This window comes from Treponema denticola (assembly GCF_024181605.1).
Classification (GTDB): Bacteria; Spirochaetota; Spirochaetia; order Treponematales; family Treponemataceae; genus Treponema_B; species Treponema_B denticola_B.
This window is the reverse complement of record NZ_CP054477.1, coordinates 2,548,631-2,574,902: the sequence shown is the minus strand read 5'-3', so window position 1 is coordinate 2,574,902 and position 26,272 is coordinate 2,548,631. Positions and strand designations below refer to the sequence as shown.

Here is a 26,272-nt window from a genome sequence, read left to right as displayed (position 1 = left end):
CCCCCTTATCCGGCTATGTTTACACCTACGGAAGCTTCAGACCTTTGAGGTACGGGCTGGGATTCAAGAATTTGCTTCCATACGTCATATAATTCCTGCATCATATTGCTGACATCCAACAAAGGCTTATAGTCTTTTTTTAGATTTGCAGTTAAAAGCTGTTGATTAAAATATGAATAAATTGAAAGAAGATTTGCAGCTATTTCTCCGCCGATATCCATATCTAAGGCCGCCATAAGCTCCGTTATAATCTCTTGGGCTTTAATTATGTGATTATTGATGACTTCTATATCCTTTGCAGGAATCTTTGGCACACGCATCTTTGAAATTGCCAGATTTATTTCTTTTATCCCCTCAGTATAAAGCATAAGAATAAGAGAACCCGGACTTGCCGTTTTAACACTTGTTTCTTTATAAGCTGCTGCAGCCTGACTATTATAACTCATACCCCCCTCCAAAAATAAAAATAGGTATCTCCTAAATTTATCGGTATTTAAAACAAGGCCTTTAGAAAAAGCCTTTATTTCAATTTACCTTTTACTTTAAAATTAAAAATAATGTATAAAAATACAAAAAGTTACATAAAAGCGTAGACTTGACAAAGTATATACCATCACCTATAATCAATTTTAGATATAAAACAAGTAAACTCATACTTAATGTATTTTTGGAGGAGTAAAATGCAGGCAATTATTTTAGCAGCAGGAATGGGAAAAAGGCTTCGAAATTATACAAAAGATGCAACTAAGTGCATGGTTCCCGTAAACGGAAAAACATTGATTGAATATACTATCGAGACTTTGATTCCAAATAAAATTGATAAACTGATAGTTGTTATAGGATATAAAGGCGATGTTTTAAAAGAATTCATTTCTTCAAAATTTAATGAAAGTAATTTAAACGGGATGAAAATTGAGTATATAGAAAATCCTATATATGACAAAACAAACAACATTTATTCGTTATATCTTGCCTGTAATGAAATGGCAAAGGACGATACCATTCTTCTTGAAAGTGATTTAATTTTTAAACCGGCTCTCATAAAAGATATTATTGAAAATAATGATAAAAATATTGCTGTTGTATCACCATTTGAAGCGTGGATGGACGGCACATGCACTGTGCTTGATCAAGATAACTATATAATCAACATATTGGATAAGGCACAATTTAATTGGGATGATATAAATCATTACTTTAAAACAGTTAATATTTATAAATTTTCAAAAGAATTCAGTAAGGAATATTATATTCCATTTCTTGAAGCATATCAAAAAGCCTTTGGAAAAAATGAGTATTATGAACAAGTCCTAAAGGTTTTATCCTTTTTATCGGCTTCCGTACTAAAAGGTTTTGTCGTTTCGGGGGAGGATTGGTATGAAATTGATGATCCTGCAGACTTAGCTATAGCAGAAGATCGGTTTAAAACCGGAGTAGACAAACTGCATAGTTTACAAAAGAGATATGGAGGCTATTGGAGATTCCCTCAGCTAAAAGACTTTTGTTATCTGGTAAATCCGTATTTTCCGCCGCAAAAACTTGTGAATGAAATGACATCCAGTTTTCAGACTCTGCTTACACAATATCCAAGCGGAGCTTTTCAGCAAAGTTTACTTGCTGCAAAAGTATTTAATATTTTACCTGAGCATATTGTTGTAGGAAACGGTGCCGCAGAGCTTATTTCTTCAATATCTAAATATATCAAGGGTAAGATTGCAATTCCCTATCCTACTTTTAATGAGTATCCGGAAAGGTTAGTAAATGGAGAAATAGTCCCTATACATACCGATCCTGATACTTTTAGCTACTCTGTTGATGATATAATTAGCTGTGTAAATAAAGAAAATATAAAAACAGTAATTTTGATTAACCCTGATAATCCTACAGGTAACTTTTTAGAAAAAAACGATGTTATAAGACTTTGTGATGAGTTAAAAAGAAAAGATATTCTTATAGTTTTTGATGAATCATTTATAGATTTTGCAGAAAAAGAAAAGAGATATTCCCTTATGGACGAAAATATTTTAACTACATATCCCAATTTGATTGTTATAAAATCCATAAGTAAAAGTTACGGTATTCCGGGATTACGTTTGGGCGTTTTAGCAAATGCCGACACCGAGTATATCAATAAAATCAAAAAAACAAATAGTATCTGGAACATCAATTCCTTTGGAGAATATTTTTTACAAATTTATGATAAATATAACAAAACATATCAAGCAGCCTGTGATCTTATAGCTGATGAAAGGACTCGTTTTATTTCAGAACTTTCAAAATTAGAATATTTTTCCGTTTTTCCGAGTCAGGCAAATTATGTATTGTGTAAATTGGATAATGCTATATCTCCCGAAAAATTAGCTATATCGCTGCTTGAAAAATATAATATTTTTATCAAAGACCTTTCATCAAAAAAAGGTTTTGAAAACGGCAATTATATCAGACTTGCGGTAAGAGATAAAAAAGATAATGATTATCTTATAACGGCATTAAAAGAAATTTTATCAAAATGCTCTTAACCGGTCCCAGCAATTACTTCGAGGTTTTATTTAGAAAAGCTTTCTACATTCTAAATAAAACCTTTTTTCATCAGCCTCCCCAATAGAAAAGCTTTTTCTAGGTAAGGGGCCGTATTTAGCGATGGTCGAAAAAACATTGTCTTTTGATATTGGCGGCAATAATATTGAGACAGCATTTTCTTGCTTTGCAAGTTGAAATGTCTCCTCACAGCCGTGGATGTAATCTATTTTATTTGCAGAAGAAATAAATTCATCTAATACAGGTTGAATCGCTGTAACTGCAAGACATTCAATATCGGACTGTAAACAAATAAAATTATTATCTTTTGATATAAAGCCAAAACAATTTTTTGATAAATTGACCATATCAATTAATTCGCTTTTAGTATTACATCTTATAATCCTGCCGCTTAATTTTGATTGTGCAAAATTTACCAGCTCATCAATGCCGGCATCAAAAATAATTCTATGTATAGGTTCAAATATCAGATCTTCATCGTATAAATTTACTATCTCGACAAGAGCGTATCTTAATGGATGATTTTTTATATTCTCAGGAACAGATATGGACTTATCATCAGAAGATATTCCTCCAAATTTCTTTTTATATTCGTCCCAAACAGCCTTTGCAGTTGCAAGAGAATGATTACCATCTCCTACTGCAAACATAAAAGAATCACCTTTTTCGTCTTTATTTTCATCATATATACATTCAAGTTCTTTTTCTATTTGCGAATACAAAGCATCTTCATTAACAAACCAGCCGGTTATTTTCCCGGAATTCATCATTAAATTAAAGTCATAAACAGGGTCTGTGTTATTTTTGTGCAAGTAATCGCCTATGCATTCTATTAGACGATTATTATGGTCATTCAGTAGAAGCATAATATGAGGGGTTTCAATCGGAGCAGATCTTCTTATATCTACTCTTGCAGGAATACGTTCCAATATAGTTTCCTCTGTTGCACGTATCATTGTTCTTGAAGAGGCCATCCAATCATAATTTTCTAAATCAATACATGTTATAAGTCCTTTTCTCACATGATCATATCCGGTTTTTCGTTCCACATATATCATAGAATTTTTTATATCATTAAATATGCCTGTTTCAAGGTAATTTAACATATTTTTATGTATTTTTAAAATATATTCTTGTTTTTGTTTTTCTGAAAAATTATTTAAATATATTTCGGGAAATATAAGATTTAAGGTCGATTTTTGATCTTTTGTAATTAAAGACACCTTCTTCCAATAATCATAGTCTTGTGTATACTGGTCGCAAGCGATTACTGACCAAGTTTCCATATTTATTGTCTTGTTTGGAAGTAAAATATTAGGAATTTTAATAGCATATTTTTCAAACATATGGAATAATATATATCATATATAAGATAGTTTCAATATGGTGAAGGACAACCTGTCTGAAAAGCCTTGGTTAAAACTTATTGACAAACAAAAAAAAAGCACCTATAATACTTTTCTGAGGTTCAAAATGAAGAAATTTGTAGGAACTGTATCGAGGGGATTGATTGCTCCAATAATCCGTGAGGGGGATGACATAGCCTCCATTGCTGCCGAAACCCTTTTAAATGCTGCAAAAGCCGAAAACTTTACAATAAAAGATAGAGATATTCTTTCCGTTACGGAGTCCATAGTAGCCCGTGCACAGGGAAACTATGCAACAGCTGACGATATAGCAGCCGATATAAAGGCAAAATTCGGAAACTCATGTATAGGCCTAATTTTTCCTATTTTAAGCCGGAACCGTTTTGCAGTTTGTTTGGAAGGTATAGCCCGCTCAAAAAACAAGCTAATCATCATGTTAAGCTATCCCAGCGATGAGGTAGGTAATCACTTGATTGACCCGGATGTTTTTGAAGATTCCGATGTAAACCCATGGACAAATTCCTTTACAAGAGAAGAATTTAGAAGCAAATTCGGAGATCACAAGCATAAATTCACAGGAATGGACTATATAGAATATTATGATTCGATAATCAAAAAACATAATCCCGAATCCTTTGTAATTCTCTCCAATGATCCGAAAAAAATAATAGAATATACAGATTCGGTTTTAGCCTGCGATATTCATACACGGAATAGAACAAAAAAACTTTTAAAGAAGGCCGGAGCAAAGACCGTTTTAGGCCTCGACGATATTTTGAGCAGCCCGGTAAACGGAAGCGGCTTTAATTCGGATTACGGGCTTTTGGGTTCCAATAAGTCAGGAGAGGACAGGATTAAACTCTTCCCTCAGAATGCACAAGTCATCGTCGATAAAATACAGGCTATAATAAAAGAAAAAACAGGAAAAACCATCGAAGTTATGGTTTATGGAGACGGAGCTTTTAAGGACCCGATAGGTAAAATTTGGGAACTTGCCGATCCTGTTGTTTCGCCTGCTTATACAAAGGGACTTGAAGGCAGACCCAATGAAGTAAAGCTAAAATATCTGGCAGACAACAACTTCAAAGACTTAAATGAAGAAGAACAAAAGAAAAAAATCGCTGAATATATCGAAAAACATCAAAAAGAAACCGCCTCCCATATAGACTCTATGGAGTCTCAAGGAACGACCCCGCGGCGGCTTATAGATTTAATCGGCTCACTTTCAGACCTCACATCGGGAAGCGGAGACAAGGGAACTCCTATCATATTTATACAGGGATATTTCGACAAGTATACAGGATAATTTTTATTTTGAAGATGTGCTATGCTTAGGGAAAAAATTGAATTCACAAATAAAAAAGAAAAGAAAAAGCAGGCTTTTTTAGGAAGTCTTTTTGTATTTCTGTATACTTTTCTTATAATGCTCATAATTTGGCTTTTGGGAGTTTTCCCTCATGCCCAGATGGATCAGCTTATCTTTACTGCCGTAACACCCATTGACGGCACAAGCAGTGCTGTTCTTCTAAGTTTTTATTTAAAAGCCCTTGTAATTCCAATAATCCTATCTTTTGTAAACCTCATTTTAATCCTAAAAGAAGTAAAGCTTGTTTTAAAAACAAAAAAAGGAAAATCTTACCGGCTCTTTCCCGTTTTAATAAGAAGGCCTCGTCTTTATGTTTTGATTTACCTTTGTATTTTTTTTGGCTACAGCCAATATAAATTCGGCTATATTCAATATGTTTATTATAAATTAAGCCCGCCGACAGATCTTTATGAAACGAACTATATAGACCCTTCAAAGGTAGAATTTAATTTTCCTCCAAAAAAGAGAAATCTTATAATTCTCTACCTTGAGTCGATGGAAATAAGTGCTACATCAAACGAATTCGGAGGTCTGTCCCGCTATGATCTTATTCCCGAATTACGCGGGATAGCCGAGCAAAACCTTTCATTCAGCCACTGTGAAAAATTAGGCGGAGGTACCCAGGTTATGGGAACCTCTCATTCCTTAGCCTCCCTTACCTCCTTAAATATGGGAGTTCCATTAATTTTAAATCTTCCTTCTTTCGACTCATCTTCTTTAAAAATTTCATCCTTGAATACTTCTTTAATAAAAATCGACAGGTTTATGGAAGGCGGTTACGGACTCGGAGATCTTTTATACGATAACGGCTACAATCTTGTGTTCAGTATGGCCGCAGACAAAGATTTCGGCTGTTTGGGTAATTTTTTAACCAACCATAAAAATTTTAAAATTCAAGATTATTCTTATTTTGTAGAAAATAAAAGAATCCCTAAAGACTACAATGTTTGGTGGGGCTTTGAAGACGAAAAGCTTTATCAATTTGCACGGGAAGACATTACGGAGCTTTCAAAAAAAGATAAGCCTTTTGCCTATATTTTCTTTACTGCCGACACACATTCTCCCCACGGTTATGCCGATGAAAAATGCCCCAACATTTATTTTGAAAAAATACACAATGTATATGCCGGAGCATCAAAAAAAGCCTATGATTTTGTAGAATGGGCTAAAGCGCAAGACTTTTATGAAAATACTACAATAATCATTTTGGGAGATCACTTGTACATGGGCGGAGATTTATACCTGCCGACCGTAAAGTTACAAGACAGGCACCCCTACAATGCCTTTATAAATTCTGCAAAGACAACGGATAAAAACAAAAACAGACTGTTTACGACTTTTGATCTTTTCCCCACAGTCGTAGAAAGCATGGGCATCGAATTTAATGCCAAGGGCTTAGGCCTCGGCCGCTCCTTATTTTCGGGAGAAAAAACTCTTCTTGAAGAAAAAGGCTTAAAGAAACTTAATTCCGAAATTGAAAAACCTTCAATCTTTTATGAAGAAAAGCTGATGAAAAAACACTGAATTATGAATATAAAAAAATAGAATTCTATGTATAATTTGAGTTAGGTTGATGGTTCACTATACCGCTTATTGTTAATCAACATACCCCGATGCAAGCGTCGAGGTATGTTGTTCTCATAAGGTGGTTGCAGTCGGCTTTAATACCCTTCGTTACGACGCAAGCGTCGGGGTATTAAACCCTCCGCACGAATAAAAAAGCTAAAAATTGATTTTCTGACAAATAGAAGTTGACGATAATTTTACCTTTGTATATACTATAATATATACGGAGGTGCTGATATGATTTGTACAAAAGTATTCACAAGTGGAAATAGTCAGGCTGTAAGAATCCCTAAAGAATTTCATATTGATTTTTCTGAATTACTCATCAAGAAAATCGGTTCATCAATAATCCTAACACCAAAAGAAAGCAATTGGGAAAATCTTGAAAGAAGTCTTTCTGAATTTTCTGATGATTTCATGACAGAAGGAAGGAGTCAACCGGCAATGCAAGAAAGGGAAGTTTTTTAATGTATTTGCTAGATACAAATATCTGTATTTTCCTCATAAAGAATAAAAATCCATATTTAAAGAAAAAAATATTTAACTGTAAAAAAGAAGAATTATTTCTTTCTTCCATTACAATTGCTGAGTTGGAGTATGGTGTTTCAAAAAGTCAATTTAGAGAAAAGAATCGCCATGCTCTTCTGGATTTTTGTTCCGATTTTACTAACATAATAGATTTTACGACAGAAGATACAGAAACATACGGAATGATTAGAGCTTATCTTGAAAATAAAGGGATTCCGATTGGACCTTTTGATACACAGATTGCTGCTCAAGCTTTAGCAAGAAATCTTACTGTGGTTACAAATAATATAAGAGAATTTTCTAGAATACCTGGACTAAAAGTCGATGACTGGACAAAAGAATAATGGAAAAATATATTGAATATGTATTATTAGAATGTTTACATCAAAAGAACTAAACTCTTATGAGTCTGTCTTCAGGGACCTCTTCAAAATAGGCACTTAAATTATGAAGCATATCGTCAAGATTTTTGCAATTTATAACCTTGCTTTTTATGTGGTGGGCAAAGCTGAAATTATCGCAAAAAAAAGCAAAAAACCTTTGAGCTCTTGTAAGGTAAAATTCTTGAGGCTGTTCTTCCCGTAAAAAACTTAAAAACAGCTCTGCCGTTTTTAATAAATCGATTTCGAGTTTTTCGTCCTTGTCTTCGGAGGTTCCGTTTTTTAAAATACCTTTTGAAAGTTCATAAAAAATCCAAGGTTTTTGCACGGCAGCCCGTCCTATCATCCAGCCTGAACACGGATATTTTGAGCTAACTTTTTTTAAGGTTTCAAGGGAATTTATATCTCCGTTACCGTAGACCGGAACGTTTAAATCGGAGGCAAGGCGGGCAGTGTACTCATGCTTACAGGGGCGTGAGTATTTTTGCTTTTGGGTACGGGGGTGGAGGGTAATTAGGTCTACTCCTTCCGAAATAAGCATCTTACAAAAGAATAAAAGCCTATCATAGTTTTCTTCTTCGCCTAAGCGCAGTTTTACACTAAGGCGGATAGGCTCCGTTTGCGGCCCGGACTTTTGCTCATCATACAGCTGGACGGCTTTTTTGACCTTGTTCACCAATGAGGCCGTCTCTGAAAGCGGCTTTTTCATCCATGCAAAACCGGCTCCGGTATTTACAATTTGCGGAGCACAGCAGCCCATATTCAGGTCAATGCCGAAACCTCCGTGCTGAAGCAAAAGAGGAACACAAGCAGCAGCGGCATCCTCATCAGGGCTTGTAACCTGCCAAACAAGTTTTTCAGGCGACGGATTTGCCTTAAAATACCATTTTTCAAAACCTCCGCCTGAAATAGCCGAGGGAGCATGTATCATTTCCGAAAAATACTCATCAGGTTCCTTAAAGCAGGCTGTGAGCCTTCTAAAAGCGGAATGAGTTATTGCAGCCATGGGTGCCGATATCAAATTCATAGGCTAAAAAACCGTATATTTTATGATTTCATCTATTTGGATATAAAGTTCAAGCTCAGCCTTAAAAAAGCCCGATTCTACAAATAGGCGGGGAGGAGATTTTATCAAAACAGCCCCTCTGATTTCCTTAGGTTTATTTTTTAAAAAACCTCGCGCATATTCACGGACAGCATTTTTTACAGCCTCAGTATAAGCGGCATAAACCCCTTCAAGCTCATCAAATCGATCTCCCTTTCCCCTTCCCTTTATCGTCTTATGAGCATTTTTTGTCCAAAGTTTAAAATGACCTGCATAGGATTCGGGGATGCCGTATTCGGCCCAAGAATAGCAATAAGGGTATTTAACCCTTACATCCGTAATTTTTATATTTTCGGTGCTTGGTTTAAAAACAGATTCAAGTTCAAAATATTCATCTACATTACGTTTTTTATCCAAGGGAGTATATACAAAGTTTAGACCATAGGTCATGCCTGATAAAATATAGGCTGAAAGCTCAAGCAAGGCCTCCTTAGGCGGTATGAATTTAGCCTTATTCTCATCATCGATTCCTTTCGGTGCTTCTTCTACAAATACCCAGACAGGAGCTCTTACAATCAAAGCATCACTGCCGGAAGCCCCGGAATAAGTATCCGCATATAGGTAAAAACTTATAAAAAACAGAAGAATAGCAATGAACTTTCTCATAGCCTAATTATCGGACAATTTTACCGTCCCGTTGAATTCCAGACTTTAAGAGGTTTTATTCCAAACCGAATTCTTATATATACCCAGCCTGCAAGGAGTCCAATAAAATGCGTCAAATGAGCTACTCCGTCACCTACGGAAAAAATGCTTATTAATTCGATTACGGCATAACCTAAAATTAAAAGAGGAGCCGGCACGGGAATCACACCCCAAATGTAGATTACAGAATTGGGATAAAGCACTGCATATAAAAGCAAAAGTCCAAAAATTGCTCCTGATGCACCTACAAGAGTAATAGTATAAAAGCCTGTTGCCGCATACACCAAAAAACTCAAGGCGCCGCCGATTGTCCCTATCAAAAGATAATAAAGTATAAATTCCTTTGTTCCAATCTTGCGTTCTACGGGAACACCGAAAAAGAATAAGGCGAGCATATTAAATGCCAAATGAAAAAAGTCCCCATGGACAAATTGATAAGTGAAAAACTGCCAATAAGTTTGTGCTTCCACTACAAGAATAGGTACAAGCCCTAAATATGCACTTAAATTTCTAAAAAGACTTGTAAGAACAAAAACAGCAACATTTATCACGGCTATGACAAGCACAGCATTCTTATATGTATATTTAAAAGGTTTTCTTAAATACTTCATACTATAAAATATCGAAAATTATCAAGTTTTAGGCAAGTTATTTTTGGATAATGTTACACTATTCCGTCCATTTTGCTTGGATTCGTATAAGGCCTTGTCTGCTCTGTCTACTATAGACTTTGCCGACTCAAAATCAAAATTATAACTTGATACACCTATAGAAATAGTTACATTAATTTTTTTACCGTTGTACATGATAATCTTCTCTTCTATGGATTTTCTTATTCTTTCGGCTATAGCCATAGCAGCATCAGACGGAGTATTGTTAAGCATTACCACAAATTCTTCTCCACCGTACCTTGCAGCCGTATCCGCACTTCTTGTACATGATTTTATAATTCTTGCAACTTCTTCTAAAACAATATCACCGACAGCATGACCATAGGTATCGTTTATATTCTTAAAAAAGTCTATATCAAGCATCAAAATTGAAAGAGTCTCTTTTTTTTCGCCCGAAGAATTTATGGTATACAGGCGCTCCATCAGCAGAGTAAAAAAGTAATGCTTTAGTTTTAGATGAGTCATTATGTCGGTTGTTGTCATTTCTAAAAGCTGAGAATTATTTATGGCTATAGCAGCTAAGGAGGCTATATTTTCTATAATGTTTTTTTCATAATCCGTAAATCGATGAGTGCTTTCCATCCTCTCGCCTAAGAGCAAAAAGCCTATCATTCTATTTTTTGCCTTTAAAGGTACAAAAAAAGAAGGTCTAAGACTAAATAAGTCTTTTACTATCTTATCCGTTTTTATGTTTTTACTTATCTCATCCGGAGTGTGTCCTGAATCGGATTTATCCAAAAAACTTATAAGCGGATGATCTATATTTATTGAATATTGCACATCATGAGTTATATCAAAACCGTAATGGTCTCTATTTAATACAAAAATGTTATCATCAAAGGACTTTTTTGTAAAAATTGCAGCTCCGAGGGTTTTTAGTTGAGCCATAACTATATATAATATCGCTTCAATAAGACGGTCAAATTCCAAAACCGAATTTAAACTCTTTGAAATTTGTAACAATTGCTTTAAATCAAATATTTCTTTTTCCTGATGAAGAATTTTATCTTCATATTTTTTACAATTCCCTGCATGTAATACTTTTTTTAATAATTTTTCATTTGGAGTTGTTTTCATAATTTTTACCTGCCTTTTCATTTAACTCCGATATATCTACAACAACATATCTTTTTAAAAGTTCAATCATTTTTTCAAAATTCTCCATTCCGTTTGCAAAAACAGCGAATCTTTCTTTGTTTTTTGTGGAATTTATCATTACCGTTATATTATGTACACTTTCAGGTGCCGGCCGATACGAATCCTTTATTATTAACTTACAAAATTTAAGAAGGTCCCAATAGTGCTTGCCTGAGTCTTCCAAAAATTTCTTTGCACGAAGGTTAATTTCGTCGATAATTTTTGATAAAGGTCTTTCAAAATCACCGCCGGCCTCAATTCTTGTTAAATAGCCCCTTATAAGCTCTATTGAAGACTCATTCTTGCCATACATTATTTTTTCCAGTTCATCTATTTTGTCTGCAACAGCCGAACAGTAATAATAGTTTGCTGCAAATTCGGACTTCATTTTTTTATCTTCAAAAAAACCCTCTACTAAAAGCTCTCGCAAAAAAGGCTCTATCGAAGGCTGAAAGAAATTTTTTGTATATGTTTTTAAAATCTCAAGAGGAGTTATCCAGTCTAATGAAAGGCCGGTTAAACCCTGAATTTTGCTGTTCAATTCTTCATTATAGATATCCAGTTTGAGGATTTCAATATTTCCAAAAAGGTCACTGATAAGCGATGTCATTTGAACATCTTGCCTTAGTTTAAGTATTTTTTTTGTATCGGCACTGAAATTCGCCATAAAACGGGTTTTGTACTCTTCTATTTCCGAAAAAACACGGGGAGCCTTTGTTTTATCCTCAAACTTAGGATCCTTTTTAATCAATTTTGTAATGTTTTTTAGCGTATTTTTACCCAGAGTATTTTCGAGTTTTGAGAAAAAATTCTTTAAATTCTTTTTTATATAAATCTCATCAAGCTGTTTCTCTGAAGGAAGCTGTGAATTTAGGAACAAGATTCCATCTACCAGCTGTTCATCTATAGATAAATTCCGAATAAGATAATCCAAATCAAGAATCTCTTGAAGAACAGTCATTCCATCTACATTTTCAAAGCTATAATGCTCTCTCACAGCGTCCGTATTTATAATTGTATTAAAACCGGGATCAAAATAAGCAAAAAAAGTATTAAATTGAAAACTGCAAAAATCAAAAAATGCAAACAGTTTATTTATTTTAACATCTACTGTCTTTAAAACAGGATCGGTCAAGGAAAATAAAAGCTCATCGAATTCATTTGTTTGGTCCTTAAGTTTTTGGTCAAAATCCTCTCTCATCAGATCCGAAATCCTTTCCATTCGGCTGCTAAAAGATAGATTTTCCTTTAGAATTTTTTGATTATCCGAAAATGAAGACTCTACAAGTTTATCTAAAAATAAAGCTGAAAGCCTAATATCATTGGAGCATATGGTCTCTTGTAAAATATGCTTAAAGGGCAAACTAATCCTATAAATCTCATAGATAATTATAGGTAAGCCGGCTAAGACGGTATTATCATTACGGTATACGGGGTACTTACACTGCTTTAGTTCATGAATAATAGTACGCAGGGCATTTTGGGTGCTTATTTCTTCTTCACTCAGGTAAAACAAGGAATAGAAGAATTCTTTTATATGCTGAATTAAATTAGATAAAATTAACACTTTCCATATTATCAAAAAATACTCTTATTTTCAAGATAGCTATCGATTTCTTCTATAAAAGCCCAAATTCTACATTAGTTGCGATTTATATTTCAACTGATAGAATATTTTATTACACCATTAGCTCTTTGCTGTCATCAAATTTTGGGGGTATTATTAATTATGAGTTATGATTATGCATCTATTTTAGCTAAAAACATAAGAAGAATTCGGCATAAATTGGAAATGTCCCAGATGGAATTGGCTTTGAGAGCTGATGTGTCAATCGCATTTATCAATGCAATCGAAAATAAACAAAAATGGGTGTCTGCCGCAACCTTATCAAAAATAACAGATGCACTCAATACTACTCCTTATGAACTATTTCTTACGGATGATGTCAGTCAAGAAGATTTAACGATAATAGCAGGGCACCATAATGAGCTTATAAAAGACTTGAATAAGCTATTAAAAAAATATGTTTCGGGCAGCTTTTAAGATGACCCTTTGGATAAATATGAATAACTTTACTTTATAAAGATAAAAAATAAGTAACTTTTAGTCTGAAATTTAGTTATATTTTGAACAAGAACGATACAGCTATCTATAATTTAAATCAATTAATTTGAAGGAGAAAGGCATGAGATTAAAGCAGAAAATTGTGCTCTCAAATGCAATAGTATTTAGTGCTCTTATAATTATTTCCGTAGTTCTAAACTTTTTTTATGCCGCAAATATTTTTTCAACAAATCTCAACAATAAAAATAAATTAAAAGCTAAGCTTATAGCTCAAGAGATAGATGAATGGCTTATCGAAAAAAAAACCGTTGTAGAGCAGAGCATAAATACCTTGACCTATATGGATATTACCGATTATGAAGAATGCACTTCGTTTTTGGTAAATTTAAATAGATTTAACCCCGAAACCGATTTTGCCGTATTTTTTGAAACAGGAGTTTTTGCGAATGGTCAGAACTGGAGAGTTCCTGATTCCTATACCCCCAATAAGAGGCCCTGGTACATTGAGGCAAAAAGCACCAAAGAAACAATCATAACCAATCCGTATCACAGCATAAGCTCAAACCCGGATACAATCGCTTTTTCCGTTATAAAACAATTTACCACAAAAAACGGAGTCGACGGAGTGTTTTTAGGGGAAATAAAAATAGATGAATTATTATCCCTCATAGGAAAATTTAGAAATGCAGACGATAGTTATGTTTTTTTGATAGGAAAAGATTACCGCATATTATCTCATCCTAATGAGCAATACCAATTAAAGATTAATAATTTTACTGAGATTTATAATATTGAGGGCGGTATAGATTTTATAGAATATATAGCCAAGTTAAAAATCGACTCCGGATATAGCAGAAACTTGCCTGCCGTAAAAGATTATGACGGCGCTAAAAGATTCTTTTACTTTGCACAATCGGAAGCCTCCGGCTGGACGGTGGGATTTACAATACCTGCATCGGATTTTTATCATCCTATAAACGGTTTACAATTTAGAGCAATAGTATTTGCATGTACTTTTATTATCTTCGTAAGTATTCTATCTTTTCTAATTGCAAAAAAAGTGGCTTTACCCATAGAAACCATTACAAACAGGCTGGAGAAAGCTGCAAAAAACAATGAACTTATTAAGTTTGATTTTTTAGATAGAAAAAATTACGAACTTGCAAGAATTGCAATGAGTTTTAATTCTGTAGTAAAAAACGCAAAATCGAATCTTCAGGGGGAAACGAATTTTACCTTAAATTCCACTACCTTGACTCAAAAAATAGATAACATAATTGCCACCATGGATGCCGATGCAGAAGTCTATCTCTTATATTTGGATATAGATAAATTTAAAACTATAAACCAACTTTGGGGCTATTATGCAGGAAATGCCCTAATACAGCACATATATTCTATGATTTTAGCCCATATAAAATCATTTAATATTCCCGAAGATTCTATTATGCATGTCATAGGAGACGAATTTTCTATCTTTTGTTTCGGAAACGAGAAAGAAGTATGCCGGTTCACACAAGCCCTTATCGATAAAATAAATCGAGAACACTTTATTTGGAATGAAAAAAAATTGACTATTTCCATAAGTGTCGGTATTGTAAATATTCCTAAAATACCTCATAGCTCTCAAGAAATCGTATCAAATGCATATGATGCTTGTTCTACAGCTTTTAGAAAAGGAGGCGGGTGTTACGAACTTCTATTGTCTTCAGGAATAACAGGTTTTTCCAGAGGAAATATTTCATTTTGGTTAAATACAATACAAAAGGCTCTTAAAGAGGATAGTTTTGTTTTATACGCACAGGCAATTATGCCATTAAATGATCTTTTTTCTCATCCCAAATATGAAATTTTAATAAGACTTAAAACTAATGATGATCATATTATTATGCCCGACGTTTTTATTCCTATAGCCGAAAGATATAATCTTATATATGAAGTAGATAAGTGGGTCATAAGAAAAGCTTTTGCCTTTTTTGCAGAAGCGACAAGTAGGGGAGACTTAGACGAAAATGTAATATTTTCAATTAATATTTCAGCAGATTCGTTTTTTTCAAATGATCTTGTAGAATTCATCGCTGAAAGCCGTAAAACATTAAATGTACCGGCTCATAACTTCTGCTTTGAAATAACGGAAAGTTGTGCGGTAAGAAACTTGGAAGCAACCTCAAAATTTGTTACCGAATTAAGAAAACAAGGCTTCTCTTTTTCATTGGATGATTTTGGAAAAGGCTTTTCTTCTTTCCCATATTTAAAGACCCTTCCCATAGATTACGTAAAAATTGACGGGTCTTTTATAAAGTCCATAGATAAAGATTACATAGATTTTTCTATGGTTAAAACCATGCGAGATATGTGTTATCATTTAGGTCTTTACACAATAGGTGAATATGCAGAAACCGAGAAAATAGTTTCAATCTTAAGAGATATAGGTGTCGATTACGGGCAGGGATATGCTTTTCAAAAACCTATTCCTATCGAAGAAGCTATAAAGTTTCAAAACGATAGGAACGGATATAAATTTTAGTTCTTTTTTTCGCCCCAGATTTCTTTAAAGGTGTGGATTGTTCCGCAATATTGGCAGGTATATCTGTTGTCTATAGTGCGGTAGAAAATTGCAGGGACACCTTCGGATTGCGCCGGATGTGAAATGCAGGCTTCGTTCTTGCAAATCAAGTCTTCAAAGTTGTAAATTCGGGGAGGAAGATGCGTTCGATACTTTGCTTGAATTTTTCCGTCTTTTATTAGGTTGAGGGTACAGCTCGAAGCAACGGCAGACAGCCTTTTTAAGTCTGCTCTTGAAAATTTATACTCTCCCGGTCGGAAAATTATACCTTTAAAGGTTCCCTTATCTTTTGTAGAAGTTGACACCCATTCACCGCCCTTACCTTCTTCAAGTCCCATAACATTTATAATCTTGGACATGTGATGCCTGATTACTGAAGGCTTCTCTCCTCGGCAAATATGATCAATAACTATTCCGTTTTGTATGGGACGCACACCTTCGGAAAAGGTTTCAACCTTGCTTTCTTTGGAGTTGCTTATGGAAACTTCAACTATATAGTCTTCATCTGCAGCACATTCACAAGATTTAGGTTCAGGCCCCTTATAGTCATAGCCTATTTTACCTGCTATCATCGAAAGAAGCACCATTCTGACGTACATTCCGTTTATGGACTGCCTTTCCCAGCCGTTAAGGGGGGTTGCATCCAAAAAAGTAGGAATTGTCGGATGGACACGGTGTCTTGGAAGGGGATGATAAAAACGGGTATTTTTGGGAAGTTTTTCGATAAATTCTTTTCGGAAAGTTATGGAGCGGCGGAGCTCGTCTTGCTTTTTTAAAACCTGCTCGCCCATTCTTTCAAGCTGGGGGCGGGTAAAGTACCAAATAAGAGCGACATCGGCTTGCCCCAGATATTCCTCGATCGAAGAAAATTCTCTTACGGTAAAGCCGTTTTCCTGCATCCTGACCTTGTAATATTCAGGCATAGCAAGTTCAGCGGGAGCTATAAGGTCAACCTTTACGGACTTAAAGATTTTAAGACCGTCGGCCTTTGAGTGTACAGTTCTTCCGTGGTACAAGTCGCCTACTAAGGCTATGTGAATCTTGTCGAATGACCAGTTGTTATCTTCAATAAAGGTAAATTCGTCAAGCAGTTCCTGAGTAGGATGCTCATGCTTTCCGTCTCCGGCATTTATAAAGGCAGGCTTTCTTTTTAAATTGTTTCGTTTATAAAAGGCCTGAGCCTCATCTTCAAGCCAGCGGCATACCCCCTCTACCTTGCTGCGTACAATGAAGATGCTGTTTTGATAACCTGCAAGAGTATTAAATGTGTCGGCATAGCTTTCTCCCTTGTTAAAAGAAGAAGATTCAACAGCTAGATCACTTAATTTTACCTGATGAAATTTGGCTGCATTTCTAAATGATTCTTTTGTGCGGGTACTGGATTCCAAAAAGACCTCATAAATACCGAAGTCTTTGTCATTAATTCTAAATTCATCCATTACCTTTTGATTGTCTTCTTGAATAGCTTTTTTTAATTGCTTTGTCTTTTCAAAAAGGTACTTTCTTTCATCGATTGATAAATCATCGATAACCGTCAATGAACGCCCCATAAATTTGTTTTCCATTTTAAACTCCTGTTAAAAACAAAAATGCAAAAAAAAACATCGGCAAAACCGATGTTATCAAAATAAACGAGGGAGGCAAAATTTGCAGCTTATAGTAATTAAGGAATAAATCATATTGCACCTCCATTAAGATACGGACTCAACCGCACATATTGGAAGGGATTTTATCAAAAAATAAAAAATCTGTCAATAGACTTTTTTGATTGACATTATTTTAAACCCATCTAGCAAAAAATCTTGTATTATGATAAACTCGCTGCGCATTATAAAATACCACTATTTAGGAGTTTTTATGGACATAATCTGGATATGCGGCATTGTCGCCGCAGCGTTATTACTCATGTATGGAATTAGATACATGAAAAAACTTAATATGAGCTTTAATGTACGCGTAGTTACAGCTCTTGTTGTAGGTATCATCTTTGGTGCAATACTACAGCTTACCATTAAAGATTCAGCTCTGATAAAAAAGGCTATGAGCTGGATTACTTTAGTAGGAAGCGGTTATGTAAGATTGCTTAGAATGATTGTTTACCCTCTAATCATTGTAAGTATTACAAAATCAATTGCTACACAAAAACAAAATATCGGAAAAGCAGCCGGAAGAATTTTAGCTGTTCTTGTAATCACTGTTGCAATAGCAGCTCTTGTAGGAGCCCTTACAACTTCTGCGTTCGGCTTGTCGGCAGAAAACCTTACAGCCGGTGAAAGTGAAATTGCAAGAGGAAAGGCAATGGAAGGCAGACTTCATGACTTCGAAGCAAAACCTATTCAGCAGCAAATTCTTGAAATCATCCCGACCAACCCCTTCTACGCATTTTCAGGTCAAGGCTCAAATGCAACCTTGGCTACGGTTTTCTTCTCGGCAATGCTTGGATTTGCAGCCTTATTCTTAAAAAGAAGCAATCCCGACAGTGCAGATGTATTCATTAAATGGCTTAATTCTTGCTCCGATGTAGTAATGAGGCTTGTACGAATGGTTCTCCGCATTACGCCTTACGGAGTTTTAGCTCTTATGATTAATATCACCTCAACCTCAAATTTCTCTGAAATTTTAAGGCTTATCGGATTTATAGGAGCAAGCTATATTGCAATTATAATAATGTTTGTTGTACACGGATTATACTTGCTTACGGCAGGATTAAACCCCATAACCTTCTTTAAGAAAAGTGTTTCAAACCTTATGTTTGCATTTACTTCAAGGTCTTCGGCAGGAGCTCTTCCTCTTACCGTTTCAAACCAAGTAAACAACTTAGGAGTTCCGGAAGGTATCGCTAACCTTGCAGGAAGTTTAGGTACGAGCATCGGACAAAACGGATGTGCAGGAATTTATCCCGCGATGTTGGCAGTTATGATTGCACCTACTTTAGGAATCAACCCATTGGCTCCTGTCTTCCTTGTAAAGCTTATCGTAATTACAGCCTTGGGCAGTTTCGGAATCGTTGGTGTAGGAGGCGGAGCAACATTTGCCGCAATCATAGTTCTATCCTCAATGGGACTTCCGATAACTCTTGCCGGTCTTCTTGTTGCTATTGAACCCCTCATCGACATGGGCCGAACAGCCTTAAACGTAAGCGATTCTCTTCTCTCCGGTGTAATTGCAGCAAAAAGAACAGGTGAATTGGATGAATCTATCTATAACAGAAAAGAAATTATTGTTGAATAAGGAGTGATTTATGACAATAAATATTGATGACAAAGTTTTGGATTATTTAAAAAAAATCAATTCTAAGGCCATAACTATTGACCTTATAGGCTGCGCTTCCTGAGGCGTGGGAGAACCCCAGCCGGTCGTGTCACCGGTAGAGCCCAAAAAAGATAAGGAAGAATTCAAATTGATAAAGTCGGGAGATATTGATGTTTATGTAAAAAATAAAATCAATGCATCAAACGATACCCTTTCTGTAAAATACAAGAAGGTATTATTTTCCGAAAAACTAATCGTTGAAGGTATAGTCTTTTAAAGAACCTTATTAAGTTATAACTAATAGCGGCAGACAGGTCTTTTTAAGGCCTCTGCCGCTTTTTTATTTTTCTAAGATATAATTTTCCCTTGACACCTCCGATTTTTTACCCTATAATATTAGCTATGATACAAAATGTTATTTTATTAGAAAAAAATTTAAATTTTTCCTCAAAAACTACTAGACAAAATAAAAAAAATGAGTATACTACCCCCCCCCCCCCCCGAATTTTTTGCAAATATGCGGACAATTACTGCGTTACTTCACAAAAATTAGTCCTCGACGTGCAAAAAGCACGCCTGCGGGTAATTTTTGTTTGTGACTTGTACTTGCCTCGCCTATTTGCAAAAAGGATTATTACAAAGGGCAAACAGCACAACTTTTTTACAAACAATCAACTATCTCATAAAACACGGAAAAATATATTCCGTTTTATATATCAAAATGTCCTTTTTGGATTGGGACTAATTCAATCCAAAAAATACAGAATACCCCAAAAGCGGACAGGATGTCCGCCCAGAATAGTCGTTCGAGTTTGCACCGCAAACTCGAAGCTGAAAAAGGTACAGGATGTACCTTTTTCAGCGGGGTTCTTAGGGGCATAGCCCCTAAGCCGCACTTTTCTTTTTTCGGGGTTATAGGGGTGCTTCTTTCTTTTGTCGGAAAAAAGAAAAAAGCACCCCTAATTGGGGGGATTTTTAAGGGGGCATCCCCCTTAAACTACAGGAGATTAATATGAAAAAACGTTTTTCACTGCGAACCAAACTAATACTGGTGTTCGGCCTACTTATTCTTACAGTCGGTTTTATACTAGCGCTGTTAGCTGTGCGTACCGCCCGGAAGGCCGTAACCGAAAAGGTCGAGGCTCACCTAATCGATAAGGCAACAGATACGGCTGAAATTATTGACGGTAGAGCAAACACTATATGTCAATTTTTGGAAGGTATAGCACGTATGCCCATTTTAACGGACCCGGCAAGCTCTTATGCAGATAAAATAGCTCTGTTAAAAGCAGAAGAGGCTTTTAATCCACTGATACATAACTTTACATTTTGTGATATAGCCGGAAATGCTTATGTATCCGCTAGCCAGATGGTCTCGGTACAGGACCGAGAATGGTTCCACTCTGCAATTAAAGGTAAAACATTTATAACAGAACCTATCTTATCCCGTGCCGATGGCAGCCTTTCACTTACTTTTGCCGTTCCTATTTATGATAACAATCGTACGGTTATAGGAGTATTGGCAGCCGATCTTTTTGCTCAGAAGCTTTCCGAAGAAATTTCCGATATCGTTGTCGGCAAAACGGGCGAATGTTATATCCTTGGTTTGACAGGAACAACTATCGCTCAGAAAAATTTTGAATTGGTAAGATCACAGGATAATATTTTAAACAATGCAAAAACTAATAGCGACTTTACTTCTTTAGCAACATTTACACAACACGCCTTAGAAATAGATGAAAGCGAAGTCGGATATTATGAATACAACGATATAAGAAAAATAGCTTCGTATGCCACTATGAAAACCACTGGTTGGACAGTTATTGTTCAGGCCCCCAAAGAAGAATTTATGGGAACCGTTAATGAACTGAAGCTTGAAATGATTCTCATCGGGTTCTGTGTTTTAGCAGTCAGTTTGATCATTGTCTTTTTTGTTGCCCGCCGCATGATAAAGCCCGTAAAAGTTGTCGTTGGTGCTCTAAAAGATATTGCCCAAGGCGAAGGTGATTTGACCGTCCGCCTGCCCGTGCACGGCAATGACGAAGTTACCGATTTATCGGAATACTTCAATGAAACAATTGAAAAAATCGGCTCGTCGATTAAAACCGTCGGCGAAAACAGTGAAGATATGACAAATATCGGGAATGAGCTTGCTTCCAACATGACAGAAACCGCAAGTGCCGTTCACCAAATAAGTGCGAACATTGACGGCGTTAAGCAGCAAGCCTTGACCCAAGCTGCAAGTGTTACAGAAACGGCTGCAACAGTAGAAGAAATTATCCGCACCATAAAACAGCTCAATGGCAGCATTGAAAATCAAGCGGCAAGCGTTGCCGAGTCTTCTTCCGCTATCGAACAGATGGTGGGAAATATCGCTTCAATCACACAGACACTCGGCAAAACCGATGATGTTATAAAAACTCTTGCTTCCGCCACGGCTGACGGCAAGGAAACGATTTCAGGAGCAAACAGCGTTACGCAAAAAATAGCCGAAGAGTCCGGAGGCCTATTGGAAGCCTCAAGCGTTATCCAGCACATCGCCTCGCAGACCAACCTTTTGGCGATGAACGCCGCAATCGAAGCCGCCCACGCAGGAGAAGCGGGAAAAGGCTTTGCCGTTGTTGCCGACGAAATCCGAAAGCTCGCAGAAGAATCAAGCACTCAGGGCAAAACCATTACTTCTACCCTCAAAGTTCTCTCAGGCGAAATTGAAGCTCTTTCAGCCTCTTCAAAAACGGCAGAAGAAAAGTTCAATGCCATTTTCGCCCTTTCCGAGCAGGTAAAGACTATGAGTCAAAACCTAATGAATGCTATGCGTGAACAGGAAAACGGCAGTAAAGAAGTTTTATCGGCTATTCGCGACATAAACACGGTAACCAACCAAGTCAACGACGGCTCTGCCGAGATGCTCCGCGGCGGTGAGAATGTTGCTCAGGAGATGCAAAAACTCGATGAGCTGACGCGCGTCATTACCGACAGCATGAACGAGATGGCCTCCGGTGCCGTGCAAATCAGCAACGCCGTACAGGAAGTAAACGCAATAAGTCAAAAAAATAAGCAAAGTATTGAGAATTTGGCAAACGAGGTTTCTAAATTTAAGGTGTAAGTTAGGATTATGAAGAAAAAGAAACTTAAAACAAGCTTTACGGGAAGGCATAAAACAAAGGTCTTAACCGATCTGATTGACCTAACCGTTAAGGCTATTCAAACTTCGATAGAAGAAACAAAAAGCCTCCTTAAAAAGCACCATTAAAAGACCTGCCGTGAGATCATGCAAAACGAATCGGGCTTTCCCTCGGTATTTAGGCTTTCGGATGCGGAAGACTTGCAAAATCTCGCCCTCACACGGTATGCATGACCCATCTTTCCCATACTTATCCGCAAGGAGCAAACTTGTACTTTATCTTTATAGGCCTTTTTAAAAACAAGGAAGAATATGTGGAATACCAGTACGGCATCTTCGATAACATAATGAATCCGGGCGATACCCTTGGCCTCGATATGACGGAAGACCAAAAGAGAGAACCTAAATATGCCGGAAAAACTTGGGAAGAAAAATAACTATGAGTACGGCAAAGTCATTTTATAAAGCGGTGCAGAGGATGCCCGCAAATTTTCCGCCCCTTGATTTTTTATTTTCCTTATGCTAAACTCATATTGCCGGGGTGCTTTTACAAGCTGAGAACATACCCGCAAAGGGCTGTCCGCACGGATGCCCTATTACCTGATCCGGATAATACCGGCGGAGGGAGCATATGAAAAATCATTTACGCTCTATTTTAATTTTCTCTTTTTTAATTATCGGTTGTGCCGCTCTTTTTGCAGGCGGTGCAAAAGAATCTGACGGAACAAAGGTTGTAGTTTACACAACAAAATCCTTTGCTGCCGATTACGGGCCGGGTCCGAAAATTGCCGAGCTATTTAAGGCAAAAACGGGCAAGGAAGTTGAGTACGTTATCTGCAAAGAAGGCGTTTTAAACAGGGTCATATTGGAAGGCAAGGCTTCTACAGCGGATGTCCTCATCGGTATAGATAACCACCTTATCGAAAAGGCCCGCAAGGCAAAAATTTTAAAAGCCTACAAACCTACGGCCGCAGACAAGATAGATTCAGGTGTTCTTATTGCCGATGACTGGCTATTAACCCCCTTTGACTACGGCTATTTTGCCTTTATGTTCGACACAAAAGCTAAAATCAAAAAGCCCTCATCCTTAAAAGAGCTGACCGAGCCTGCTTATGCAAAAAAGATTGTTATTTTGGATCCGAGTTCCAGCACAACAGGACTTGGTTTAGTCTCGTGGACAAAGGCCGTTTTTGGCGATAAGTATCTTGACTTTTGGAAGGCCCTCAAGCCGAATATCTTTGCCATGGCCCCCAAGTGGAGTACGGGCTACGGCTATTTTACAGCCGGAGAAGCTCCCATAGCCATCTCTTACACAAGCAGCCTCGCCTCCCATGTTTTATATGACAAAACAGACCGATTTCAACCATTGATTTTTGAAGAAGGGCATATTATTCAGATTGAAGGCATGGGTATTGCCGCCAATGCAGCTAATACTAAAGGAGCAAAGGAATTTATAGACTTTATGCTGACGGAAGAAGCTCAAAGCCTCCTTCCCGAAACTCAGTTTATGTATCCCGTTATCAAGGGGCTTGCCCTTCCTGCTTCTTATAAGGATGTTCCCAAACCTGCAAAAGTTTTGCGTATTCCTTCAGAAGATCAAACTGAATCGGTAAATGCCGTAATCAATGTTTTACAAAAATAAAAAACAAGGCCGAGATACTCGATATGACCGACTTTCTCGGCCGAGCAGCCTATCAAAGGTAGGCTGCCTTGTTTTACCGCTCGGCGGCCTTATCTTTTTTCTTGTACTGCTTTCTTTTTTTCTTCCGCTGATTTTAAGCTTTGTTCCCTTATTTTCTTCACGCTTTGATTTTTCGCATATTACGGGAGTAAAAAGCTCTTTTGACTTTTCGCAGATTTTTAGGATTGCAGCCTTTACGGTTTCTCAGGCCTTTTTTTCCGCAGCCCTTGCCTGCACGGTAGGCTTTGCTGCCGCTTATTTTTGTGCAAGAAAAAACTTTCGGGGTAGAAAATTTTTAATGGCTCTGTCAAGTGTCCCTCTCTGCGTGCCTGCAATAATCGTTGCCCTTTCATTTATAATATTTTTCGGCAATAACGGAATCCTCAATTCTTTTTTAAAGAGCTTATTAAACCAAGATGAACCGCCTGTCAATTTTGTGTTTTCGATGACGGGAGTAATTATAATCCACGGCTTCTACAACTTTCCCCTTGCGATGAAAACAATTTCTCAAGTTTGGGAACGCTTAAGCGAAGATGAACCTAATGCTGCCCTCCTTTTAGGGGCAAGTAAATTTAGAATCTTTAAAACCATAACCTTTCCGGCTCTTTTAAATTCGATAGCCGTTTCCTTTTTGTTGATTTTCCTTTTTTGCTTTTTTAGTTTTATAATAATCCTGCTTTTCGGAGGCATTGCCCTTACCACCTTAGAGGTAGAACTTTACAAGGCAGCCCGCACAAAATTGGATATGAACCTTGCCGCAAAGATAGCCCTCACCGAAATATCTGCGGCCTTAATTTTAATTCTCATCTATTCTAACCTGCAAAAAAAGATGATGGTGCAAAACGAAAACCTAAAGGGGATAAGGGAGAAGTCTGCAATAAAAGGCTTTGGACAAAAAATCTTTTTTAGCTTTACTATTTTTATAATTATTCTTTTTTTAATAGCACCATTGTTTTCTATCTTTTTACATTCTACATATAATGTAAATTATACATCTATCTTTAACAAATTCTTTTATTTTAAAGCGTGGAAAAATATTTTTTTATCCCGAACCTTTTGGACGGCTCTTTGGACAAGCATCAAAATCGGCGTCCTTACAGCCCTTGTAAGCCTGATAGCTTCTTTATTCTTCGCATACATAACCGTCTTTTATAACCGGAGAAAAATATACGCGGTTCCCTATCTGCCCTTGGCAGTTTCATCAGTAATGCTGGGCTTCGGCTGGCTCTTGTTAAAACCCAACGGAACGGAGCTCATTTTAATCTTTGCACAAAGCTCACTTGCATGGCCCTTTGCGTGGACTCAAATACAGACCTCGCTTTTACGCATTCCTCAAAATATTATCAATGCGGCAGTCTTGCTTTCACCGGATAAAAAAACGGCCTTTTTTAAGGTGATAGTACCTCTATGCAAGAAGGGCATCTTTTCCGCCTTAGCCTTTGTCTTTGCCATAAGTGCGGGAGATGCTTCCTTACCAATAGTTTTAAACATACCGCGTTTTAATAACCTTGCCCTGCTGATCTTCGATTATGCTTCTTCATACCGCTTTGTAGAATCTTCTGCGGTTGCAGTTGTCTTAAGCCTTATAACCGGCTTTGTTTTCTTTTTACAGGAAAAAGAAACTTGAAATAATTTAAGGAGAAACCGATGGAAAACGAAAAAGCATTTTTACAGCTTAAAAACATAAAAAAACATTTTACCGAAAAAGATATTTCCATTTCTTTTGAATTAAAAAAGGGGAAAGCTCTTGCCCTCCTCGGGCCTTCGGGCTGCGGCAAAACAACGGTTTTAAAAATAATCTCAGGCCTTGTCCCTCCGGATTCGGGAGAAATCATTTTGGACGGAAAAAATATCAATCACACTCCTCCCGGCAAACGCGGAATCGGAATGGTCTTTCAGGATTACGCCCTCTTCCCTCATCTCAATGTTGAAGAAAATATTTTCTACGGTTTGGTTTCCCAAGGCATGTCCAAAAAGGAAGCCCGCAAGGCCATTGCCCCCCTCGTCGAGCTTTTTCATTTGGAAGCCTTACAAAAACGCAAAACGGATCTTCTTTCGGGTGGAGAAAAACAAAGGGTTTCTCTAGCACGGAGCCTTGCGGTAAAGCCCGCTCTCATCCTCTTTGATGAACCCCTTTCAGCCCTCGATGCAGACCTCCGCCTGCACTTACGCAAAGAATTAAGAGTCAAGCAGGAAAGTTTGGGCTACACAGCCGTTTATGTTACCCACGACAAAGACGAAGCGGCAGCCCTTGCCGATGAGGTGCTCTACATGGGCTAGA

At 36.8% G+C, this 26,272-nt stretch carries 22 protein-coding genes and 1 pseudogene; 15 read left to right on the top strand and 8 right to left on the bottom strand.

Going from position 1 to position 26,272, the window contains the following annotated elements; all coding sequences use genetic code 11:
• Positions 1 to 5 precede the first annotated feature (5 nt).
• Complete coding sequence (fliS, locus tag E4N80_RS12120; RefSeq protein WP_253699425.1) at positions 6 to 446, bottom strand: flagellar export chaperone FliS; 441 nt, start codon at positions 444 to 446, stop codon at positions 6 to 8.
• A gap of 234 nt (positions 447 to 680) precedes the next feature.
• Between fliS and E4N80_RS12115 the strand changes: the two genes are divergently transcribed.
• Positions 681 to 2,519: an aminotransferase class I/II-fold pyridoxal phosphate-dependent enzyme gene (locus E4N80_RS12115; protein WP_253699424.1), complete on the top strand. Its 1,839-nt coding sequence runs from the start codon at positions 681 to 683 to the stop codon at positions 2,517 to 2,519.
• A gap of 30 nt (positions 2,520 to 2,549) precedes the next feature.
• Here the strand turns inward: E4N80_RS12115 and E4N80_RS12110 are convergent, their stop codons facing one another.
• Entirely contained in the window at positions 2,550 to 3,884 is a 1,335-nt protein-coding gene (locus E4N80_RS12110) for a DUF1015 domain-containing protein (RefSeq protein WP_253699423.1), read from the bottom strand.
• A 127-nt stretch (positions 3,885 to 4,011) separates the two neighbouring features.
• On the opposite strand from E4N80_RS12110, the gene E4N80_RS12105 reads away from it, so the two are divergent.
• From E4N80_RS12105 to vapC, 4 genes are all read left to right on the top strand, one after another.
• Positions 4,012 to 5,211, top strand: a complete 1,200-nt coding sequence (locus E4N80_RS12105; RefSeq protein WP_253699422.1) for a coenzyme F420-0:L-glutamate ligase — start codon at positions 4,012 to 4,014, stop codon at positions 5,209 to 5,211.
• Between the two features lie 21 nt (positions 5,212 to 5,232).
• Positions 5,233 to 6,795: an LTA synthase family protein gene (locus tag E4N80_RS12100; RefSeq protein ID WP_253699421.1), complete on the top strand. Its 1,563-nt coding sequence runs from the start codon at positions 5,233 to 5,235 to the stop codon at positions 6,793 to 6,795.
• Between the two features lie 279 nt (positions 6,796 to 7,074).
• Positions 7,075 to 7,305, top strand: a complete 231-nt coding sequence (vapB, locus tag E4N80_RS12095) for a type II toxin-antitoxin system antitoxin VapB (RefSeq protein ID WP_253682979.1) — start codon at positions 7,075 to 7,077, stop codon at positions 7,303 to 7,305.
• Positions 7,305 to 7,709: a type II toxin-antitoxin system tRNA(fMet)-specific endonuclease VapC gene (vapC, locus tag E4N80_RS12090; protein ID WP_253699420.1), complete on the top strand. Its 405-nt coding sequence runs from the start codon at positions 7,305 to 7,307 to the stop codon at positions 7,707 to 7,709. Before vapB ends, vapC begins: the two co-directional genes overlap by 1 nt.
• Positions 7,710 to 7,758: 49 nt before the next feature.
• Here vapC and E4N80_RS12085 read toward each other — a convergent pair whose 3' ends face one another.
• The 5 genes from E4N80_RS12085 to E4N80_RS12065 are packed head-to-tail and all read right to left on the bottom strand — an operon-like array spanning position 7,759 to position 12,870.
• Positions 7,759 to 8,772 carry a tRNA-dihydrouridine synthase family protein gene (locus tag E4N80_RS12085; RefSeq protein WP_253699419.1) on the bottom strand — a complete coding sequence of 338 codons (1,014 nt, stop codon included), beginning with the start codon at positions 8,770 to 8,772 and terminating at the stop codon, positions 7,759 to 7,761.
• A 3-nt stretch (positions 8,773 to 8,775) separates the two neighbouring features.
• Positions 8,776 to 9,456: a hypothetical protein gene (locus E4N80_RS12080; RefSeq protein ID WP_253699418.1), complete on the bottom strand. Its 681-nt coding sequence runs from the start codon at positions 9,454 to 9,456 to the stop codon at positions 8,776 to 8,778.
• Positions 9,457 to 9,476: 20 nt separating this feature from the next.
• Positions 9,477 to 10,106, bottom strand: coding sequence for a rhomboid family intramembrane serine protease (locus E4N80_RS12075; protein WP_253699417.1), 630 nt, complete (start codon positions 10,104 to 10,106; stop codon positions 9,477 to 9,479).
• Between the two features lie 21 nt (positions 10,107 to 10,127).
• Positions 10,128 to 11,264 (bottom strand): diguanylate cyclase DgcA, encoded by a 1,137-nt coding sequence (gene dgcA, locus E4N80_RS12070; protein ID WP_366797003.1) that lies wholly within the window; start codon positions 11,262 to 11,264, stop codon positions 10,128 to 10,130.
• The gene (locus E4N80_RS12065) at positions 11,224 to 12,870 is read right to left on the bottom strand and encodes a DUF5312 domain-containing protein (protein ID WP_253699415.1); all 1,647 of its coding nucleotides are present in this window, start codon (positions 12,868 to 12,870) and stop codon (positions 11,224 to 11,226) included. The genes dgcA and E4N80_RS12065 overlap by 41 nt, the downstream gene beginning before the upstream one ends.
• A 162-nt stretch (positions 12,871 to 13,032) precedes the next feature.
• Here E4N80_RS12065 and E4N80_RS12060 point away from each other — a divergent pair, with 162 nt between their 5' ends.
• Together E4N80_RS12060 and E4N80_RS12055 are read left to right on the top strand one after the other, a co-directional pair.
• Positions 13,033 to 13,347 (top strand): helix-turn-helix domain-containing protein, encoded by a 315-nt coding sequence (locus E4N80_RS12060; protein WP_253699414.1) that lies wholly within the window; start codon positions 13,033 to 13,035, stop codon positions 13,345 to 13,347.
• A gap of 142 nt (positions 13,348 to 13,489) precedes the next feature.
• Positions 13,490 to 15,895, top strand: a complete 2,406-nt coding sequence (locus tag E4N80_RS12055) for an EAL domain-containing protein (protein ID WP_253699413.1) — start codon at positions 13,490 to 13,492, stop codon at positions 15,893 to 15,895.
• Here E4N80_RS12055 and E4N80_RS12050 read toward each other — a convergent pair.
• Positions 15,892 to 17,499 (bottom strand): bifunctional aspartate carbamoyltransferase catalytic subunit/aspartate carbamoyltransferase regulatory subunit, encoded by a 1,608-nt coding sequence (locus tag E4N80_RS12050; protein WP_253699412.1) that lies wholly within the window; start codon positions 17,497 to 17,499, stop codon positions 15,892 to 15,894. The genes E4N80_RS12055 and E4N80_RS12050 overlap by 4 nt on opposite strands.
• Positions 17,500 to 17,791: 292 nt before the next feature.
• On the opposite strand from E4N80_RS12050, the gene E4N80_RS12045 reads away from it, so the two are divergent.
• The 8 genes and pseudogenes from E4N80_RS12045 to E4N80_RS12010 all read left to right on the top strand — a co-directional run bounded on the left by E4N80_RS12045 (position 17,792) and on the right by E4N80_RS12010 (position 26,271).
• Complete coding sequence (locus tag E4N80_RS12045; RefSeq protein ID WP_253699411.1) at positions 17,792 to 19,165, top strand: L-cystine transporter; 1,374 nt, start codon at positions 17,792 to 17,794, stop codon at positions 19,163 to 19,165.
• Between the two features lie 10 nt (positions 19,166 to 19,175).
• Positions 19,176 to 19,463 carry a CC/Se motif family (seleno)protein gene (locus E4N80_RS13000; protein ID WP_366797000.1) on the top strand — a complete coding sequence of 96 codons (288 nt, stop codon included), beginning with the start codon at positions 19,176 to 19,178 and terminating at the stop codon, positions 19,461 to 19,463.
• A 735-nt stretch (positions 19,464 to 20,198) separates the two neighbouring features.
• Positions 20,199 to 22,292, top strand: coding sequence for a methyl-accepting chemotaxis protein (locus E4N80_RS12035; RefSeq protein ID WP_253699409.1), 2,094 nt, complete (start codon positions 20,199 to 20,201; stop codon positions 22,290 to 22,292).
• A 9-nt stretch (positions 22,293 to 22,301) separates the two neighbouring features.
• A complete protein-coding gene (locus tag E4N80_RS12030; RefSeq protein WP_253690349.1) occupies positions 22,302 to 22,439 on the top strand; it encodes a hypothetical protein in 138 nt (45 codons plus the stop codon).
• 68 nt (positions 22,440 to 22,507) lie between these two features.
• Positions 22,508 to 22,747: pseudogene (locus E4N80_RS12025) on the top strand (FAD-binding oxidoreductase); the annotation flags it as partial.
• Positions 22,748 to 22,941: 194 nt separating this feature from the next.
• Entirely contained in the window at positions 22,942 to 23,952 is a 1,011-nt protein-coding gene (locus E4N80_RS12020) for a thiamine ABC transporter substrate-binding protein (protein WP_253699407.1), read from the top strand.
• Entirely contained in the window at positions 23,936 to 25,618 is a 1,683-nt protein-coding gene (locus E4N80_RS12015; protein ID WP_253699406.1) for an ABC transporter permease, read from the top strand. The genes E4N80_RS12020 and E4N80_RS12015 overlap by 17 nt, the downstream gene beginning before the upstream one ends.
• A gap of 20 nt (positions 25,619 to 25,638) precedes the next feature.
• On the top strand, positions 25,639 to 26,271 hold the full coding sequence (locus tag E4N80_RS12010; RefSeq protein ID WP_253699405.1) for an ABC transporter ATP-binding protein: 633 nt from the start codon (positions 25,639 to 25,641) through the stop codon (positions 26,269 to 26,271).
• The last annotated feature ends 1 nt before the right edge of the window (position 26,272 follow it).